This window comes from Mycobacterium sp. GA-0227b (genome assembly GCF_001499855.1).
In the GTDB taxonomy this organism is placed as follows: domain Bacteria; phylum Actinomycetota; class Actinomycetes; order Mycobacteriales; family Mycobacteriaceae; genus Mycobacterium.
This window is the reverse complement of record NZ_LQIK01000004.1, coordinates 178,276-195,016: the sequence shown is the minus strand read 5'-3', so window position 1 is coordinate 195,016 and position 16,741 is coordinate 178,276. Positions and strand designations below refer to the sequence as shown.

General features: G+C 69.6%; 14 protein-coding genes. 4 read left to right on the top strand and 10 right to left on the bottom strand.

Going from position 1 to position 16,741, the window contains the following annotated elements; all coding sequences use genetic code 11:
* Window positions 1-3: 3 nt before the first annotated feature.
* The 3 genes from AU185_RS05900 to AU185_RS05895 all read right to left on the bottom strand — a co-directional run bounded on the left by AU185_RS05900 (window position 4) and on the right by AU185_RS05895 (window position 2,960).
* A complete protein-coding gene (locus AU185_RS05900; RefSeq protein WP_286132147.1) occupies window positions 4-249 on the bottom strand; it encodes a WhiB family transcriptional regulator in 246 nt (81 codons plus the stop codon).
* Window positions 250-526: 277 nt separating this feature from the next.
* Complete coding sequence (locus AU185_RS25030) at window positions 527-721, bottom strand: hypothetical protein (RefSeq protein ID WP_156425410.1); 195 nt, start codon at window positions 719-721, stop codon at window positions 527-529.
* Between the two features lie 112 nt (window positions 722-833).
* Window positions 834-2,960 (bottom strand): ATP-dependent DNA helicase UvrD2, encoded by a 2,127-nt coding sequence (locus AU185_RS05895; RefSeq protein ID WP_059099078.1) that lies wholly within the window; start codon window positions 2,958-2,960, stop codon window positions 834-836.
* A gap of 83 nt (window positions 2,961-3,043) precedes the next feature.
* Here AU185_RS05895 and AU185_RS05890 point away from each other — a divergent pair, with 83 nt between their 5' ends.
* The gene (locus AU185_RS05890; protein ID WP_059098968.1) at window positions 3,044-3,295 is read left to right on the top strand and encodes a mycoredoxin; all 252 of its coding nucleotides are present in this window, start codon (window positions 3,044-3,046) and stop codon (window positions 3,293-3,295) included.
* A 79-nt stretch (window positions 3,296-3,374) separates the two neighbouring features.
* Here AU185_RS05890 and nudC read toward each other — a convergent pair whose 3' ends face one another.
* A complete protein-coding gene (gene nudC, locus AU185_RS05885) occupies window positions 3,375-4,301 on the bottom strand; it encodes an NAD(+) diphosphatase (RefSeq protein ID WP_059098969.1) in 927 nt (308 codons plus the stop codon).
* Complete coding sequence (locus AU185_RS05880) at window positions 4,301-5,377, bottom strand: potassium channel family protein (RefSeq protein WP_059098970.1); 1,077 nt, start codon at window positions 5,375-5,377, stop codon at window positions 4,301-4,303. Before AU185_RS05880 ends, nudC begins: the two co-directional genes overlap by 1 nt.
* Before the next feature lie 48 nt (window positions 5,378-5,425).
* Between AU185_RS05880 and AU185_RS05875 the strand changes: the two genes are divergently transcribed.
* Window positions 5,426-5,830: a DoxX family protein gene (locus tag AU185_RS05875; protein WP_059098971.1), complete on the top strand. Its 405-nt coding sequence runs from the start codon at window positions 5,426-5,428 to the stop codon at window positions 5,828-5,830.
* Here the strand turns inward: AU185_RS05875 and AU185_RS05870 are convergent.
* Both AU185_RS05870 and AU185_RS05865 read right to left on the bottom strand, forming a co-directional pair.
* Entirely contained in the window at window positions 5,827-9,084 is a 3,258-nt protein-coding gene (locus AU185_RS05870; protein ID WP_059098972.1) for an ATP-dependent helicase, read from the bottom strand. The genes AU185_RS05875 and AU185_RS05870 overlap by 4 nt on opposite strands.
* Window positions 9,081-12,203 (bottom strand): ATP-dependent helicase, encoded by a 3,123-nt coding sequence (locus AU185_RS05865; protein WP_059098973.1) that lies wholly within the window; start codon window positions 12,201-12,203, stop codon window positions 9,081-9,083. The genes AU185_RS05870 and AU185_RS05865 overlap by 4 nt, the downstream gene beginning before the upstream one ends.
* 43 nt (window positions 12,204-12,246) lie before the next feature.
* Between AU185_RS05865 and AU185_RS05860 the strand changes: the two genes are divergently transcribed.
* Both AU185_RS05860 and AU185_RS05855 read left to right on the top strand, forming a co-directional pair.
* The gene (locus AU185_RS05860; protein WP_156425409.1) at window positions 12,247-13,038 is read left to right on the top strand and encodes an alpha/beta fold hydrolase; all 792 of its coding nucleotides are present in this window, start codon (window positions 12,247-12,249) and stop codon (window positions 13,036-13,038) included.
* 2 nt (window positions 13,039-13,040) lie between these two features.
* Window positions 13,041-13,337, top strand: coding sequence for an MGMT family protein (locus tag AU185_RS05855; protein ID WP_059098974.1), 297 nt, complete (start codon window positions 13,041-13,043; stop codon window positions 13,335-13,337).
* A gap of 71 nt (window positions 13,338-13,408) precedes the next feature.
* On the opposite strand, the gene AU185_RS05850 is transcribed toward AU185_RS05855, so the two are convergent.
* The 3 genes from AU185_RS05850 to AU185_RS05840 form a co-directional block, all read right to left on the bottom strand.
* Window positions 13,409-14,263, bottom strand: a complete 855-nt coding sequence (locus tag AU185_RS05850) for a TIGR02569 family protein (protein WP_059099080.1) — start codon at window positions 14,261-14,263, stop codon at window positions 13,409-13,411.
* A 36-nt stretch (window positions 14,264-14,299) separates the two neighbouring features.
* Window positions 14,300-15,478 (bottom strand): adenylyltransferase/sulfurtransferase MoeZ, encoded by a 1,179-nt coding sequence (gene moeZ, locus AU185_RS05845; RefSeq protein ID WP_059098975.1) that lies wholly within the window; start codon window positions 15,476-15,478, stop codon window positions 14,300-14,302.
* 183 nt (window positions 15,479-15,661) lie between these two features.
* Entirely contained in the window at window positions 15,662-16,723 is a 1,062-nt protein-coding gene (locus tag AU185_RS05840) for a DUF3152 domain-containing protein (RefSeq protein ID WP_082683749.1), read from the bottom strand.
* Window positions 16,724-16,741: the final 18 nt, after the last annotated feature.

Genomic DNA, 16,741 nt, shown 5'->3' with positions numbered 1-16,741 from the left:
AAGTCATGCGGCGACAGGGTTTTTCGCGTCCTTGCGGGGCCGGCCCCGCGGCCGCTTGCGGGCGATGACGGTACCCCGCTCCAGGATCTCGCCACCCCAAACGCCCCACGGCTCTTGACGTTCCAGCGCCGCGGCCAGGCATTCGCGGCGGATCGGGCAATCCGCGCACAACGCCTTGGCCCGCTCGAGTTCGACGGGGTCCTCGGCGAACCACAGATCCGGATCGGCTCTGTGACACGGCACCGCCAGCTTCGTCTTCTCCCGGCATGTCCCCGATGGGACGCTCTTCGCGCGAGCGTCCCCCTGCCCTTCGGGCGGGTGGGCCCCCCGCTCGCGTGGGGAGTGCCCCCACACCGCAGATGACATGGCTCGTACCTCGGCTTCCTTGGTTTCGTATCTCTTCGGGTCAGTTCTGGCTAGATCCGGGACCGAGTCTTCGAGGCTTCGAACGGCTTTCGAAACACGAAGGCCACGGATCCGATTGACTGCGGGTCCGTGGCCTCTGTGGCGGAGATCGTGGCTTTACCTAAGTGGTGCCCCGATCGACGGACAATGCAGTCGCGGCGGCGGCGCGGCGCTTGCGCTGCGGGGTGATGGCAGCGGCGGCACCGGCGGCATGCGCGGGATGGGCCCCAGCGGCGGCGGCGACATGGAGGACCCGCGGCATACCGGCAGCCGGAATGGCCGCGCCTACGCCGTTGAACGCGCTATTGCTACCCACGATGTCGGCCCCTCCTCTCGCACAAAAGACACCCAAGCGGTGCGATGTCGAGGCTAAGGGTAACAGCCGCAGCACACAACCGATTTTCTGACCTGCGCGTTTGGCACCATTTTTACGACGATTGGCGGCCCTTGACCATTGCGAGCACATCGGCGCCGTACTGCTCGAGCTTGCGGGCGCCGATGCCCGGAATCGCGACCAGCGCGGCGTCGTCAGTGGGCAGCGTCTCGGCGATCGCGATCAGCGTGTTGTCGGTGAACACCACGTAGGCCGGCACGCTCATCTCCTTGGAGGTGCGCAGCCGCCAGTCCTTGAGTTCGGTGAGCAGTTGCTCGTCGATGTCGGACGGGCAACTTTCGCAGCGGCGCAGCATGATCGCGGGCGGTGCGGTCAAGACGCTGTTGCACACGCGGCAGCGCGGGGTGGCGCCTCGCGCACGCCGAGGCTTCGCCGGGGTGTCCCCGACGCGCGACGACTGCGGCGCGATGCCGTTGAGGAAGCGGGACGGCTTGCGGCCCTGGCGTCCACCGGGCGTCCGGGCCAGCGCCCAGCTCAGCGCCAAATGCACTCGGGCCCTGGTGATCCCGACGTAGAGGAGCCGCCGCTCCTCTTCCACCGCTTCGCTGTCGGGGCCGTGCGCGAGGGCGTGGGAGATCGGTAGCGTGCCATCGGCGAGGCCGACCAGGAACACGGCGTCCCACTCGAGGCCTTTGGCCGCATGCAGCGACGCGAGCGTGACGCCCTGCACTGTCGGAGGATGCCGGGCGTCGGCGCGCTGCCGCAGTTCGACGAGCAGAGCCTGCAAGTCGAGTGACGGGCGCAGCGCGACCTCTTCGTCGACGAGTTCCGCGAGGGCGGTCAGCGCCTCCCACCGCTCGCGCGCCCTGGTGCCGGCGGGGGGTTCGGCGGTCAACCCCAGCGGCTCCAACACGGCGCGCACCACCTCGGGCAGTGTGCCGTCGACGTCACGATCGGCTGCCCGCTGCAGCGCCACCAGCGCCTGCCGGATCTCCTGGCGGCTGAAGAACCCTTCGCCGCCGCGGACCTGGTACGGCACACCGGCTTCGGTGAGCGCTTCCTCGTAGACCTCCGATTGCGCATTGATCCGGTACAGCACCGCGATCTCGGCCGGTTCGGTGCCGGATTCGAGCAGCCGTTTGACGTGTTTGGCCACCGCGTTGGCCTCGGCGACCTCGTCGGGGTACTCGGCGAACGTCGGTGCCGGGCCGGGGTCACGCTGCCCGACCAGGTGCAGCCTGCTGCCCGCCATCCGGCCGCGCGCGGCGGCGATGACCCGATTGGCCAGCGACACCACCTGCGGAGTGGACCGGTAGTCGCGTTCGAGGCGGACGACGGCCGCGTCGGGGAAGCGCCGGGAGAAGTCCAGAAGGTAGCGGGGGGTGGCGCCGGTGAACGAGTAGATGGTCTGGTTGGCGTCGCCGACGACGGTCAGGTCGTCGCGCTCGCCGAGCCAGGCGTCGAGCACCCGCTGCTGCAAGGGCGTGACGTCCTGGTACTCGTCGACGACGAAACAGCGGTAGCGGTCGCGGAACTCCTGCGCCACCGCGGCGTCGGTCTCGATCGCCGCGGCCGTGTGCAGAAGGAGGTCGTCGAAGTCCAGCAGGGTCGTGCCGTCGCGACGGGCCTTGAGCGCCTCGTAGCCGGTGTAGACCGCCGCCACTTTGGCCGCGTCGAACGGGATGTCGCGGCCGGCCTGCGCGACCGCGCCGGGATACGCCTCGGGGCTGATCAACGATGCCTTCGCCCACTCGATCTCGCTTGCGAGGTCACGCACGTCGTCGGTGGCCGTCGACAGGCCGGCCCGGTTCGCAGCCTGCGCCACCACCGCGAACTTGGTGTCGAGCAGTTCCCAGCTGGTGTTGCCGACGACGCGGGGCCAGAAGTACGAGAGTTGGCGGCGGGCGGCGGCGTGAAACGTCATCGCCTGCACCGAACCGGTGCCCACCCCTCCGGCAGCGGCGTCGAGCGCCCTCAGGCGACCGCGCATCTCCCCCGCCGCGCGCGAGGTGAACGTCACCGCGAGCACCTGGCCGGGCGCGACGTGTCCGCCCGCCACGAGGTGGGCGATGCGGCGCGTGATGGTGCGCGTCTTGCCGGTGCCGGCGCCGGCGAGCACGCACACCGGTCCGCGGGCAGCGAGCACGGCCTCGCGCTGCTCCTCATCGAGGTCGTCGATCGGGTGCGAGCCACTGCGCACCGAAGCGGCCTCTACCGACATGCGGTCCATCTTGGCAGGGGCCGGTGACAAATGGCCGGTACGCCGTCGGGCATGTTTACTCCATCGGTTACGTTGAACGCGTTATGAGCGCAGCACAGACCCCCGTGATCATGTACACCACCACCTGGTGTGGCTATTGCGTGCGCCTGAAGAAGGCGCTGCAAGCGGAAGGCATCGCGTTCACCGAGGTCGACATCGAGAACGATCCCGCGGCGGCCGAGTTCGTGGCCTCGGCCAACGGCGGCAACCAGACCGTGCCGACGCTGAAGCTTCCCGACGGTTCGACGTTGACGAACCCGACCGCGCGCGAAGTCAAGGCCAAGCTGGCTGGCTGATTTTCTACCGCGAGCAGACGTAAAGTGCCCCGAAATGCCCTGTTTCAAGGGCAATTCGCGTCTGCTCGCCGGGAAACGTTCAATCCTGCGCGGCCCAGGATTCGATGATCTCGCGGGCGATCGAGATCGATCCCGGGAGCAGCAGCCGCGACGTGGAGTCGCTGCTCCAGTCGCCATGTTCGAGGGCGTCGCGGATCTCGGCGCGGGTGAACCAGGCCGCCTCGGCGATCTCGCCGTCGTTGAACGAGAACTCCTGCTCGGGGTCGCCGATCGCGTGGAAGCCGACCATCAGCGACCGTGGGAACGGCCACGGCTGGCTGCCGAGGTAGGTCACGTCGGTCACGGTCAGGCCGATCTCCTCGGCGATCTCGCGGACGACGCAGCTTTCGAACGACTCACCCGCCTCGACGAAGCCCGCGAGTATCGAGAACAGCCGCTCCGGCCACACCGTCTGACGGGCCAGTACAGCGCGGTCGTGGCCGTCGTGCACCAGGCAGATGACGGCGGGGTCGATGCGGGGAAACTCCTCGTGGCCGTTGACCGGGTTGATCCGCGCCCATCCGCCCTTGACGGCCTTGGTCGGTGACCCGTCCACCGCGCTGAAGCGCGCACTGTCATGCCAGTTGAGCAACGCGGTCGCGGTCGCGACGAGTTGCGCGCTGACATCGTCGAACACCTGGCCGGCCCGGCGCAGGTCGAGCACCTCGGTCTCGGTGTGCGGATCCTGCGGCCCTTCGAGCGCACCCCGGATCGCCCACACATGACGACCGTCGTTGAGCCGGCCCAGGAACACCGCGCTTTCGGGTGGCCGATCGCCCAGTTTGGCGGCATCGCCGAGCACGACCCGGCCGTCGGCGATCAACACCTGGTTGCGGCGGTCGACACGCAGCACCAGCGCGTCGGGCCAACCGGCCAGTGCCGCGTCGACGTCGGTGCGCAGGGCGTCGGCGCGGTCGGCACCGACGCGGGACAGCAGGGGGACGTTACGTAGCCGGAACGGCGCCATCACTCGGAGTCCGCGCTGCGGATGTAGAGCAGCCGGTCGCCGGACTCGACCGTGTCCACCTCCGGTGAGTCGACCCGAAGCAACTGGCCGTCGCGCACCACGCCGAGCACGATGTCGTGCAGATGGCGCGGCGATCCACCCACCTCTTTGGGCGTCACTTCCCGTTCGGCGATTGCAAAGCCGGCATCCGGTGTGAGCAGATCTTCCATGACCTGGACGACGCTGGGCGTCTGGGTGGCGATGCCGAGCAGCCGGCCGGCGGTCTCCGAGGACACCACGGTGGAATCGGCGCCCGACTGCCGCAGCAGATGCTGATTGTCCGATTCGCGGGCGGCGGCGATGATCTTGGCGTTCGGCGCCAGTTCTCGCGCCGTCAACGTGACCAGCACGGCGCTGGCGTCGTCGTCGGTAGCCACGATGATCGATTTCGCGTGCTGGGCACTGGCCAGGCGCAGGATGTCGGCTTTGGTGGCGTCGCCGTGGACGGTGACCAGCCCGGCACTGCGGGCGCGCTCGAGCGCCCCGGCGTTCAGGTCGACGACGACGATGTCGGCGGGGGCGACCTCGTCTCCGACCATCGCGGCGACTGCCGTCCTGCCCTTGGTGCCGTAGCCGATGACGACGGTGTGGTTGCGCACTCTGCTCCTCCATCGCTGGATCTTCAATGCCGCGCGCGACTGGCTGGTCAGCGTCTCCACTGTGGTACCGATCAGCACGATCAGGAACGCCACCCGCAGCGGCGTGATCACCAGCACGTTGATCAACCGGGCTTCGGGCGTGAACGGCGTGATGTCGCCGTAGCCGGTCGTCGACAGTGACACTGTCGCGTAGTACAGGCAGTCCAGCAGTGACAGCGTGTTGTCCTGCACGTCGCGGTAACCGTCGCGGTCCAGATAGACGATGAGAACCGCCGCGAACAGCGCCGCCGTCGCATAGATGACCCGCCGGATGATCCGCTGGGTGGGGCTGACGAACGGCTCGGGGATTCGCAGGATGTCGACGAGCCGGGAGTCCGGCTGCGAGGTCAGGTCCTGCTCGATTGCGGCGAGCCGGCGCCGCAGCCTACCTTTTGCCACGAGGACCCGTTACCGGTCCCGCAGGGGTGTGCACGCCACAATGTAATCATGACCTCTCCCACGCCCGAACTGGGCCAACCGCCCACCTCGTCGCGCGCCTACCGGATGGCGGCCGGCCTGCTCGGAATCGGAACGTTGCACTTCGTCGCGCCCAAGCCGTTCGACACCATCGTTCCCGCCGAGCTGCCGGGCAGCCCGCGGTTCTACACGTATGCGTCGGGTGTCGCCGAACTCGGAGTGGCCGGCCTGCTGCTCGCGCCGCGGACACGACGCGTCGGCGCACTCGCCGCGGTGGCGTTGTTCCTCGCGGTGTTCCCGGCCAACGTCAACATGGTCCGGCTGTGGTCCAAAGAGCCGGCCAAGCCGCTGCCGATGCGGCTAGGCGCGATTGCCCGTCTGCCGCTGCAGGTTCCGATGATCCTCGAGGCTGTGAAGGTATACCGCGAGTCCTAGGCCGCCTCCAGCAGTCCGGCGAGTTCCTCGACGCCGGGCAGTGAATCGGGGGTGACCGTCGTGCCGCTGCGGACATAGTGGAACGCGGCCCGCACCGATTCGACCGCGCAGCCGTGCAGCGCCGCCCACGCCAGCCGGTACACCGCCAACTGAACTGCGTTGTGTTGCTTGGCTTCCGGCGTGCTCGGCGGCTCTCCGGTCTTCCAGTCCACCACGGTGACACCGCCGTCGTCGTCGGCGAAAACCGCGTCGATACGGCCCCGCACCACCCTTCCCCCGATGACCATGTCGAACGGGACCTCCACATCGATCGGGGTGCGGGCGGCCCATGGCGACACCGCGAACGCCGCCTGCAGTTCGGCCAGTTCATCGGCGACGGCGGCGTCGTGGTCGACCGCGCCCGGCAGTTCGTCGAGGTCGAACAGCCGCTCGGCGTGGTAGAAGCGCTGCACCCAGTCGTGAAACGCCGTGCCCAGCAACGCATGCGGGTCGGGGCGCAGTGGCAGCCTACGGCGCAAGCGCTGCCTGACCGCCTCGGAATCCCTGCCGAGTTCCACCAGCGTGCTGACCGACACCTGAAGGGGCAGCGGCGGCGGCGGTGTTTCGGTGACCCGGTCGCGTTCGGCGATGAGCGCGTCGACGTCGGCCGCCCAGCCTTCATCGGAGTCGACGGGTTCCTCGCCGGCTCCACCCGCCATCGCCTCGGCCACCCGCGCGGCGCCCCGCTCGACGTCGACACGGTGCGAACCGGCCGGGTCGGCGGGCCACACGGCTTCGATCACCTCGTCGCGCAACGGATTCGGTTCACCGTCGGTGGGCGCGGGCGCCCAATGTTCGACGATGCCGCACGGTTCGCCCGCGGCGGCGGACCCGTCTATGACATCCTTGAGCTCACACAGGAATTCCGACGGCCCGCGCGCCTTGCCCTCGGCCGCCCCCCAGTGGTGACCCGACAGCAGCAGCGTGTCTTCGGCGCGGGTGAGCGCCACATAAAGTAACCGGCGCTCCTCGTCGATGCGGCGCTGCTCGAGGCTCTTCTTGTGCTCGGCAATGGCATCGGACAGCCGCTTGCGGTCGTTCACATCGGCGGTGTCGAGTACCGGGACGCCGTGCTCGGATGTGGTGGCCCGATCGCCACGCAGCAGCGGCGGCAGATCGCCGGCGTCGGTGAGCCAGGTGCGGGCCGCGCCGGTGGACGGGAACACCCGGCCGCTCAGGTGCGGAACGGCCACCACCTGCCATTCGAGTCCCTTCGCCGCGTGGATGGTCAGGATCTGCACCCGGTCGGTCGCGACGGATGCCTCAGCGGGTGCGAGGCCGTTCTCCACCTGTTCGGCGGCATCGAGGTAAGCCAGAAACCCCGCGACCGCGGCGCCGGGACGGCTGGCGAAGTCCGCCACCACGTCGGCGAACGCGTCGAGATGTTCGGTACCGGTCCAGCCCGCGGAGACCGGACGGCGCGCGCGCACCTCGGTGTCGACGCCGAGAACCCGGCGCACTTCGGCGACGAGTTCGGGCAGCGGGTGCGAAAGGTGCGCGCGCAGCGCGGTCAGCTCACGGCCCAACGCCACGATCCGGGCATAACCCGTCGACGAATATGCCTCGGGCGCACCGGGATCGATGACGGCTTCGGCCAGGCATGCGGCATCGGCGTCGGGGCCGGCCTGCGTGGCGATCCGCTCGGCGGCGCCCGCGGACTCCACGCTGCCGGTGTCGTCGAGTCGCACCGCGCGCCGCCACAGGGCCGTGATGTCGCGGCCGCCCAGCCGCCACCGCGGCCCGGTGAGCACCCGCATGGCCGCGCTGCCCGCCGTGGGGTCGGCGATCAGCCGCAGCATTGCCACCACGTCGGCCACCTCCGGCACACCGAGCAGACCCGCCAGCCCGACGACTTCGACCGGCACGCCGCGCGCAGTGAGTGCGTCGGCCATCGGCGCGGCGTCGGCGTTACGCCGCACCAACACGGCGGTCGTGGGTGCCGGGCCGCGGCCGCGTGCCCCGTGATAAAGGTCGGCGATGTGGTCGGCAACCCACTCACGTTCGGCCACAACGTTGTTCAACAGGGCACACCGGATGATTCCCGGTGCGGCGTCGGGCCGCGGCCGCAGTGAACGCACCGCCACCGAACGGCTCCGCGCCTGCGCGGACACCGCGTTGGCCAGGTAAAGAGCGCGTGGCGGATTGCGCCAGCTGGTGCGCAGTTCCAGCGTGGGCGCCGGCGTGCCGTCCGAGCGGGGGAAGTCGGTGGTGAAGCGCGGCAGATTGGTGGCCGATGCGCCGCGCCAGCCGTAGATCGACTGGATGGGGTCGCCGACGGCGGTCAGCGCGAGATCGTCGTCCACGCCGCCACCGAACAACGACGACAACGCGACCCGCTGCGCATGGCCGGTGTCCTGGTACTCGTCGAGCAGCACCACCCGATAGCGGGTGCGCAGTTGCTCCCCGACGCGCGGGAACTGCTCGGCGAGCCGGGCCGCCGAGGCCATCTGCATGCCGAAGTCCATCACCTTCTCGGCCCGCATCCGGCGATGCAGCTCGTCGATCAGCGGCACCAGTTCGGTGCGCTCCGTCTGGGTGGCCAGCAGCCGCAGCAGCCACTGGCTCGGGCCGCGGTCGCGTTGGTACGGCCCGGCGGGCAGCGTGTGCACCAGCCGCTCAAGTTCGACGTGGGTATCGCGCAACTGGTCGGTGTCGACGAGGTGCTCGGCGAGCTGGCCCGCCAGCCGCAGCACCATTGAGGTGACCGCCGCCGGTGTCTTCTCGGTGTCCAGCTCGGGGTGCTCACAGACGACACGGAAAGCCAACTGCCACAGTTCGGTTTCGCTGAGCAACCGGGTCTCCGGCTCGACGGGCAGCAGCAGCCCGTGCTCGCCCAGCAGGTTGCCTGCGAAGGCGTGGTAGGTGCTGATGGTGGGCGGTTCGTCGGCGTCGGCCGCTCGGCGGTGGGGGTAACTCTCGCTTGCGGCGAAGATTCCCGTTCCCGACAGGCGGGCCAGCCGCGTGCGGACGCGGCGCAGCAGTTGCCCGGCGGCCTTGCGGGTGAAGGTCAACCCCAGCACCCCACCGGGGCGGGCGTAGCCGTTGGCGACCAGCCACACCACCCGCGCGGCCATCGTCTCGGTCTTGCCCGCGCCGGCGCCCGCGATGACCACGAGAGGCCCAGGTGGTGCGGCGATCACCGCGGCCTGCTCGTCGGTCGGCGCGAACATGCCCAGCGCGGCGGCGAGTTCGGCCGGACTGTATTTCGGGGTCATGACCCACCTCCGGTGGCGGTTTGGGCGGGGCACATCGACCGCACGGGGCAGTGACTGCATCCATCGTTGATCCGCGCGACGAATTGCGGCCCCTGAGTGGCCGTCGCGGCCCGGCGCACGGTGCCGCGCCACTCGGCGTGCTTCTCGGGTGTCAGAGCGTCCTGTTCGCGCTGCGTGGCACCGGCGGCGCCGGGCTTGCCGAGGTAGACCAGGCGCCCACCGCCGGGTGAATCGCCATGGCCGAGCAGGCCTTCCGCGATCGCGAGCTGATACATCGCCAGCTGGGCGTGGCTCTGCGCGTCGTCCTTGGTCACCGGGCTCTTGCCGGTCTTGAGGTCGACCACCACAAGCCGGCCTTCGCTGTCGCGCTCGAGGCGGTCGACCCGACCTCGAACCCGCACGTCGGGCCCGCCGTCCTCGCCGTCGACGACCAGCCCGTCGACGTCGATCTCGGTGCCCACCTCGGTGAGCTCGCCACGTGTCTGCGCGCGCCACTGCGCAAACGTCGCCAACATCGCGCGGTGGCGGCCGAGTTCGTTGTCGGCATACCAGCGCGAGTCGAACGGCAAGTGGGGCCAGAGCTTTTCGAGCTCGTTGACCATCTGGCTTTCGGTGCGACCGGGGTCGGCGACCAGGGCGTGCACCAGCGAGCCGACCGCGGAGCGCACATCGCGGCCGTCGGCGCCGCCGTGGCGCTCGAGCAGCCAGCGCAGCGGGCAGTCGGTGAGCATCTGCAACGTCGACGGCGAGAGCGTCACGGTATGGTCCTCGCCACTCCACAGCGGTTCCTCGCTGGAAAGCGGTGTCATGGACTGCCAGTGCGCAGGGTCGGCGCCCGGCACGCCGGCCGCCGCTAGGCGCGCCAATTGCGTTGCCGCACACGCACGCACATCATCGTCGACCGCGCCGTCGGCTGCGCACACCACCGCCCGCAACCGCCCGACCAGCGCGGCGGGCGCCAACACCCGCGGCGCGGTGACCGGTGTGGTGGTATCGGGTACATCGTCACCGGCCTGCGCGGCGAGTTCGTAGCAGAACGCCGACGGGAGCATCGACTCGTCACCGCTGTCGCTGTCGACCGCCGTCACCAGCAGGCGGCTCCGGGCGCGGCCCATCGCGGCGATGAGCAACCGGCGTTCCTCGGCCAGCAACGGCGCCCTGGTCGACACGCCCCGGTCACCTTCCGCGGTGACACCGTCGAGCACGTCGACGAGCTCCTGGGTGGCCAGCACCCCACCGCGGGGAATCGTGTTGGGCCACAGCCCTTCCTGTACACCGGCGATGACGACGAACTCCCACTCGCGGCCCAGCGCGGCGTGGGCGCTGAGCACCGCGACCGCCTCGGCTTCGCTGCCGTCGTCGCGGGCGGGCAACCCGAGAGCCGCGACATGGTCGATGAGCCCGCGTAGGGATGCCGCCGGGGTGCGGTTGACGTATGCCTCGGCGACGTCGAACAGCGCGGTGACGGCGTCGAGATCGCGGTCGGCCTGCGCACCCGATGGGCCGCCGCGTTCACTTGCGGCCAGCCAGCGCCGTTGCAGACCCGAGCGGTGCCAGGCCTGCCACAGCGTGTAGCGCGGATCGTCCCCGTCGTCGGCGCTGCGGCGCGCCGCGGCCAGCACGTTGCGCACGCGACTCAACGGGCGGGACAGGCTGTCCGGCAACCCGTCGACGCCATGCTGCAACGCCTCGACGAGCAGATCGACGAAATTCCTTGGCGGCCGGGAACCGTCGGCGCGCCGCAACGCCCGGCGCAACTGGCGCAACGACACCGGATCGACCCGACCGATCGGTCCGGTGATCAGCGCCGAGACCTTCTCGGCGTCCAAGCCCTCCGCCGTCGCGGCGAGCACGGTCAGCAGCGACCGCACCGCGGGTTGCTGACCCAGCGGCGTCGACGACGGCGTGTCGACCGGAACGCCCGCGGCCGCCAGCGTGCGCGCCACTGCGGCGCCGAGCCGGGGAACGGACCGCACGATGACCGCCATCTGCGACCAGGGCACCCCGTCGACCAGATGCGCGCGCCGCAACGCGTCGGCGATCAGCGCCGCCTCGGCATGCGGCGAGGCGGCGATACGTACCGCGAGCGTTCCCGCCGGACCGGGTGTCCCGGTCAGCAGACGACCCGGGTCAGCGCCCGGCAATCGCCGCGCGACTTCGGTGATGGCATCGGCGATCGCCGGTGCGCAGCGGCGGGACTCGGTCAGCACGATCGCGGGCTCGTCGCCCCGCAGCAGCGCAGGATCGGCCCCGCGGTAGCCGAACACCGCCTGGTTGGGATCACCCGCGAGCACGGTGAGCTCGGCGCCCTGGGCCAGCACGCGCACCAGCCGCGCGGCCTGCGGGTCGAGTTGCTGCGCATCGTCGACGAGGAGCAGTTTGACGCGGGAACGCTCGCCGGCCAGCAGGTCGGCGTCGGTGGCGAACGCTTCCAGCGCCGCCCCCACCAGTTCTGCCGCGCCGAGTGCGGGGATGGTGGCTTGGGGGGCGGCCATTCCGACTGCCGATCGCAACAGCATGATCTGCTCGTAGGCCTGCGCGAACTGACCGGCCGCCAGCCACTCGGGCCTGCTCGAGCGCCGCCCGATGCGTTGCAGGTCAAGGGGATCCACACCGCGTTCGGTGCAGCGTGCGAGCAGATCGCGCAGCTCGTTGGCGAAGCCGACGGTGCTCAAAGCCGGCCGCAGATGGTGCGGCCAGGCGGTCGCCGACCGGTCACCGTCCTCCACGTCGCCGGCCAGAAGTTCCCGCATGATGCCGTCCTGTTCGGCTCCGGTGATCAACCGCGGCGGCGGGTCGCCGTTACGCTGCGCCGCGATCCGCAGGACCGCGAACGCGTACGAGTGCACTGTGCGCACCAGCGGTTCACGCACGGCGGTGTGCGAGCTCGCCTGCAGCAGCTCGGCGGTGATGGCCGCGCGGGCCCGCACCCCGAGGCGAGCCGAACCGGTCAGCAGCAGAACGGCTTCCGGGTCCATGCCCGCGGCGATGTGCGCCGCCGCGGTCCGAACCAGCAGCGTGCTCTTGCCGGTGCCTGCACCCCCGATCACGCGCACCACGCCGCGCATGCCGGGCTCGGTGAGCGCGGTTGGGCCGAGGTCGGTCTGTGGCGCGAACATGAACGCATGACACCACGGGGGTCCGACAAGTGGGCGGCGCCGGATGCTGGCAGCATCAACACCCGTGACCGAACTCCTGCATGTTCACCGCTACGGCCCGGCAGGTCCAGCGCAGATACTGGCCATCCATGGGCTGACCGGGCACGGGCAGCGGTGGCAGACACTGTCGACGCGGCATCTGGCCGAGTTCGCGGTCGCCGCGCCGGACCTACTCGGCCACGGTCGTTCGTCATGGGCGGCGCCGTGGACGATCGACGCCAATGTGACGGCGTTGGCCGGGCTGCTCGACGAGCCAGTCGTGGTCGTTGGGCATTCGTTCGGCGGTGCGATCGCGTTGGATCTCGCGGCTGCGCGACCAGATTTGGTGTCGGCGCTCGTATTGCTCGACCCCGCAGTGGGGTTGGACGGCAGCTGGATGCGCGACATCGCCGACGACATGTTCGCCTCGCCCGACTATCCCGACCGCGCCGAGGCGCGCGCGGAGAAGGTGAACGGGTCCTGGGGCGAGGTGGACGACGACGAGCTGGAGCGCGAACTCGACGAGCACCTGGTCGACCTGCCGACCGGCCGGGTCGGTTGGCGGATCAGCATTCCCGCGATGATGTCCTACTGGAGCGAGCTGGCCAGACCGGCCGCGTTGCCCGCCAAGGGCACACCGACGACTTTGGTCCGCGCTGCCCGCACCGATCCACCGTACGCGACCGATGAGCTGATAGCGGCGCTCACCGATGGCCTCGGCGCGGATTTCACGCTGCTGCACTGGGATTGCGACCACATGGTGGCTCAAGCGCGGCCCGCCGAGACGGCGGCCTTGATCCGGGAACGACTGACCTAGCGATGGCCGCGATCACCGACGAACAGGTCGAGGCAGTGCGCGCTCTCGTGGCGTCCATCCCTGCCGGTCGCGTGTCGACGTACGGCGATATCGCCGAGGCCGCAGGGCTTTCCAGCCCGCGGATTGTCGGCTGGATCATGCGCACCGACTCATCGGACCTGCCGTGGCATCGGGTGATCACCGCGTCGGGAAAGCCCGCGCCGCATCTGGCGACGCGTCAGCTGGAGCGGCTGCGGGCCGAAGGCGTGCTCGCGAACGATGGCCGGATAAGGCTCAGCGAGGTCCGGCACACCTTCTGAAGTGCCGAATGTGGGCCCGTCACACGTTTCGCGGGCCGGCAAGCGTGCCGGTAACTCAGGTTCGACATGCTCTAGAGCACCAGTCGTACCAGGGCCGCCGTGCGGGCCAGTCCGGGAAACGCGGCAGCCGTCGACCTCGGGTGAAGCGCATGCACCGCGATGCGGAACATCAATGCGCGCAACAACATCTGCGGCCATTCGGGCAGCGGGCCCCAACGTTCGATGAGCCCGTCGTCGGCTTCTCCCCAGGACAGCGCGTCGACCACGACGACACCGGCCGCCCACGATGCCGGCCGCCAGTACGGGATGATGTCGGTGATCCCCGGTGCGGCGGTGCCCGCGAAAAGCACTGTGCCGTAGAGGTCCCCGTGCACCAGTTGACTAGGGCTCTTCGTCGGCCTGCGCAACCCGGCGAGCTGGTTGAGCAGTTCGACCGAGCGCTGCCCGTCGGCCGAACCGGGCGCCACCCGTGCGCCCGGCGGCAGCGAGTGCAGCGGGCGCTCCTCCCACGCGGCGCGGTCGGCGGCGATGAACACGTCGACGTCGGCCCACGGCGCCACCGGCGGCTGTGTCAGAAACCTCGGACGCTCCAGCTTGGCCGTCGCCTCGTGCAGCCGCACCGCGGCCGAGACCACCTCATCATGGCGCGGCTCCGGGGTGCCCGCGACGAAAGTGTCCGCGCGCCAGCCGGCGACCACATACCGTCCGTCGGTGGAGCGCACGGGACGCGCCAACCGCACTCCGTCGACGAACAACGTTTCCCGCACCTTGGCCGACCACGCGGCGCGGGCATGGTCGGCGACCATCGACAGCACGACTTCGCCGCAGCGCCAGCCGCCTTCCCAGCTCGATCCGAGGGGAGCCGGCGCAACGCCGGTCAGGCCGAACGCGGCCAGCACATGATCCGGTGGCCGTTCGACAGTCACCACCTCAGCGTAAGCCGGATTCCGGCTAACCAGCCGTTAGTACATGACCATGTCGGGTTCGAGTTGGTTGCCCCAGGCCACGATTCCGCCCTGAACATGCATCGCGTCGGAGAAACCCGCCTTCTTCGCGATCGCCAACACTTCGGCGGAGCGCACACCGGTCTTGCAGTAGAACACCGGCGTCCGGTCGACCGGCAGCCGAGCCAGCGCCTCGCCCGACTCGAAGGAGCCCTTCGGGATCAGCTCGGCACCCTCGATGCGGTTGATGTCCCACTCGACCTGCTCGCGCACGTCGATCAGCGCCAGCGGTTTGCCGGAATCCAGCAGCTCCTTGAGCTCACGTGGGGTGATCGTGGAGTCGGCAGCGGCTTCGGCGGCGGCATCGGAGACGACGCCGCAGAACTCCTCGTAGTCGATCAGCTCGGTGATCTTCGGGGTGGAGGGATCCTTGCGGATCTTGATGGTGCGGTACGTCATGTCCAGCGCGTCGTAGACCATCAGGCGACCCAGCAGCGTCTCCCCGATGCCGGTGATCAGCTTGATCGCCTCGGTGCCCATCACCGACGCGACCGAGGAGCACAGGATGCCCAGCACCCCGCCCTCCGCGCAGGACGGCACCATCCCGGGAGGGGGCGGCTCCGGGTACAGGTCGCGGTAGTTCAGGCCCAGACCGTCGGGGGCGTCCTCCCAGAACACCGAGATCTGACCCTCGAACCGGTAGATCGAGCCCCACACATAGGGCTTGTGCGCCAGCACCGCGGCATCGTTGACCAGATAGCGGGTGGCGAAGTTGTCGGTGCCGTCCAGTATCAGGTCGTACTGCGCGAACAGCTCGACGGCGTTGTCGGGCTCGAGGCGGAACTGGTGCAGCCGGACGTTCACGAGCGGGTTGATGTCGAGGATCGAGTCACGGGCGCTCTCGGCCTTGGATCGGCCGATGTCGGCCTGGCCGTGGATGATCTGGCGTTGCAGATTCGACTCGTCGACCACGTCGAACTCGACGATCCCGATCGTGCCGACGCCGGCCGCGGCGAGGTACAGCAGCGTCGGCGAACCCAACCCACCGGCGCCGATGACGAGCACCCGGGCGTTCTTCAGCCGCTTCTGCCCGTCCAGGCCGAGGTCCGGGATGATGAGGTGGCGGCTGTAGCGCGCGACTTCCTCGCGGGTGAGTTCAGCCGCCGGTTCGACCAGCGGCGGCAACGGTGTAGACACCGAGAAATCTCCTTAATTGACGTCTGCAGTCCATCTCAGCAGGTACGACTTTCAACAGCAATGAGACGTCAGCGCTTCCCGCCCGCTCCACGGCCGGTGAGCGTGCGGGAAGTACTGGAAAAGGTGGCGTGTCGTGTGCAAACCCGCAAGCTCGCGCACCCGAGGGGGTGACGCAGGTCTCGTTCAGGCGATCGGATACGGCCAGGGGTTGGGCTTGCAGGTGTGGTTGTCGGGCTGCACCGACTGCGGGTCGAACCGCGCGGCGTCGTTGTTGTTGGTCGAGAACGTCTGCTGCATCATCACCGGCGCCAGCTGATCGTTGCCCCCGCACGGCTCGTGCCGCTGATAGCCGATCGCGTGGCCGACCTCGTGGTTGATCAGGTACTGCCGATACGAGCCGACGTCGCCCTGAAACGGCACCGCCCCGCGCACCCAGCGCGCCTCGTTGATGAACACGCGCGGCTGCCCGTCGGCGTAAGCCGGGTTGTAGCAGGACGCCTCCAGCTGTATGTCGTATCCGCAGCCCTCACGCACGGTCATCGGCGTGCTCAGCGAGATCCGGAAGTCGGGCTCGACGTTCGACGCCGCGTCGAGGCGGACGAAGGCGAACTGCGGATTGTGCGTCCAGCTCTTGGGGTTGGCCAGGGTCTCGCTGACCATGCGGGCGAACGCCTCGTCGCCGCCGAACGTCGCAGTGTCGATGCCGTTCTCGACCTCGACGGTGTAGCTGAACACCTTCGCGGTGCCCTGCCCGACCTGCGCGGTGGTGCCCGGCACGATGTGCCACGTCTTGGCGCCGGCTTGGGTGAACGGCCCGCCCTGCGGCAGGATTCCGGTCGGCAGGTTCGCGTCGAACTGTGTCAGGCCTTTCGGCGGCGCGCCGATGATCGCCGTGCTGGCCACCCCGATGGTCGGCGGGCCCTGCACCGGACCCTCGGCCTGCATCGGTGCGGGCGCGCTGGTGCCGGTGATCGTCTGGTAGACCACGACCGCGGTCACCACGATCAGCACCGGCAGCGCGTAGGCCCGCCAGCCGTAGGTGGAAAGGAAGCGGCCGAGCCACGTCTGCTTACGAATTCCGCGGTGCTCGGCGCGGTTGGACCTGACCCGTCCCGAGCTCTCGGCGAGCGGGTCGCGTTGGGCGCGCAAAGGCTCACGCCACTCGTTGCGCAGCGCGGGCACGCGGCCGCTGCTGCGATGCTCTGGACCCAGTTGTCCTCCTCGCGTGCGGGAGTCGTAGGTCACCGAAACAGGATGACACAG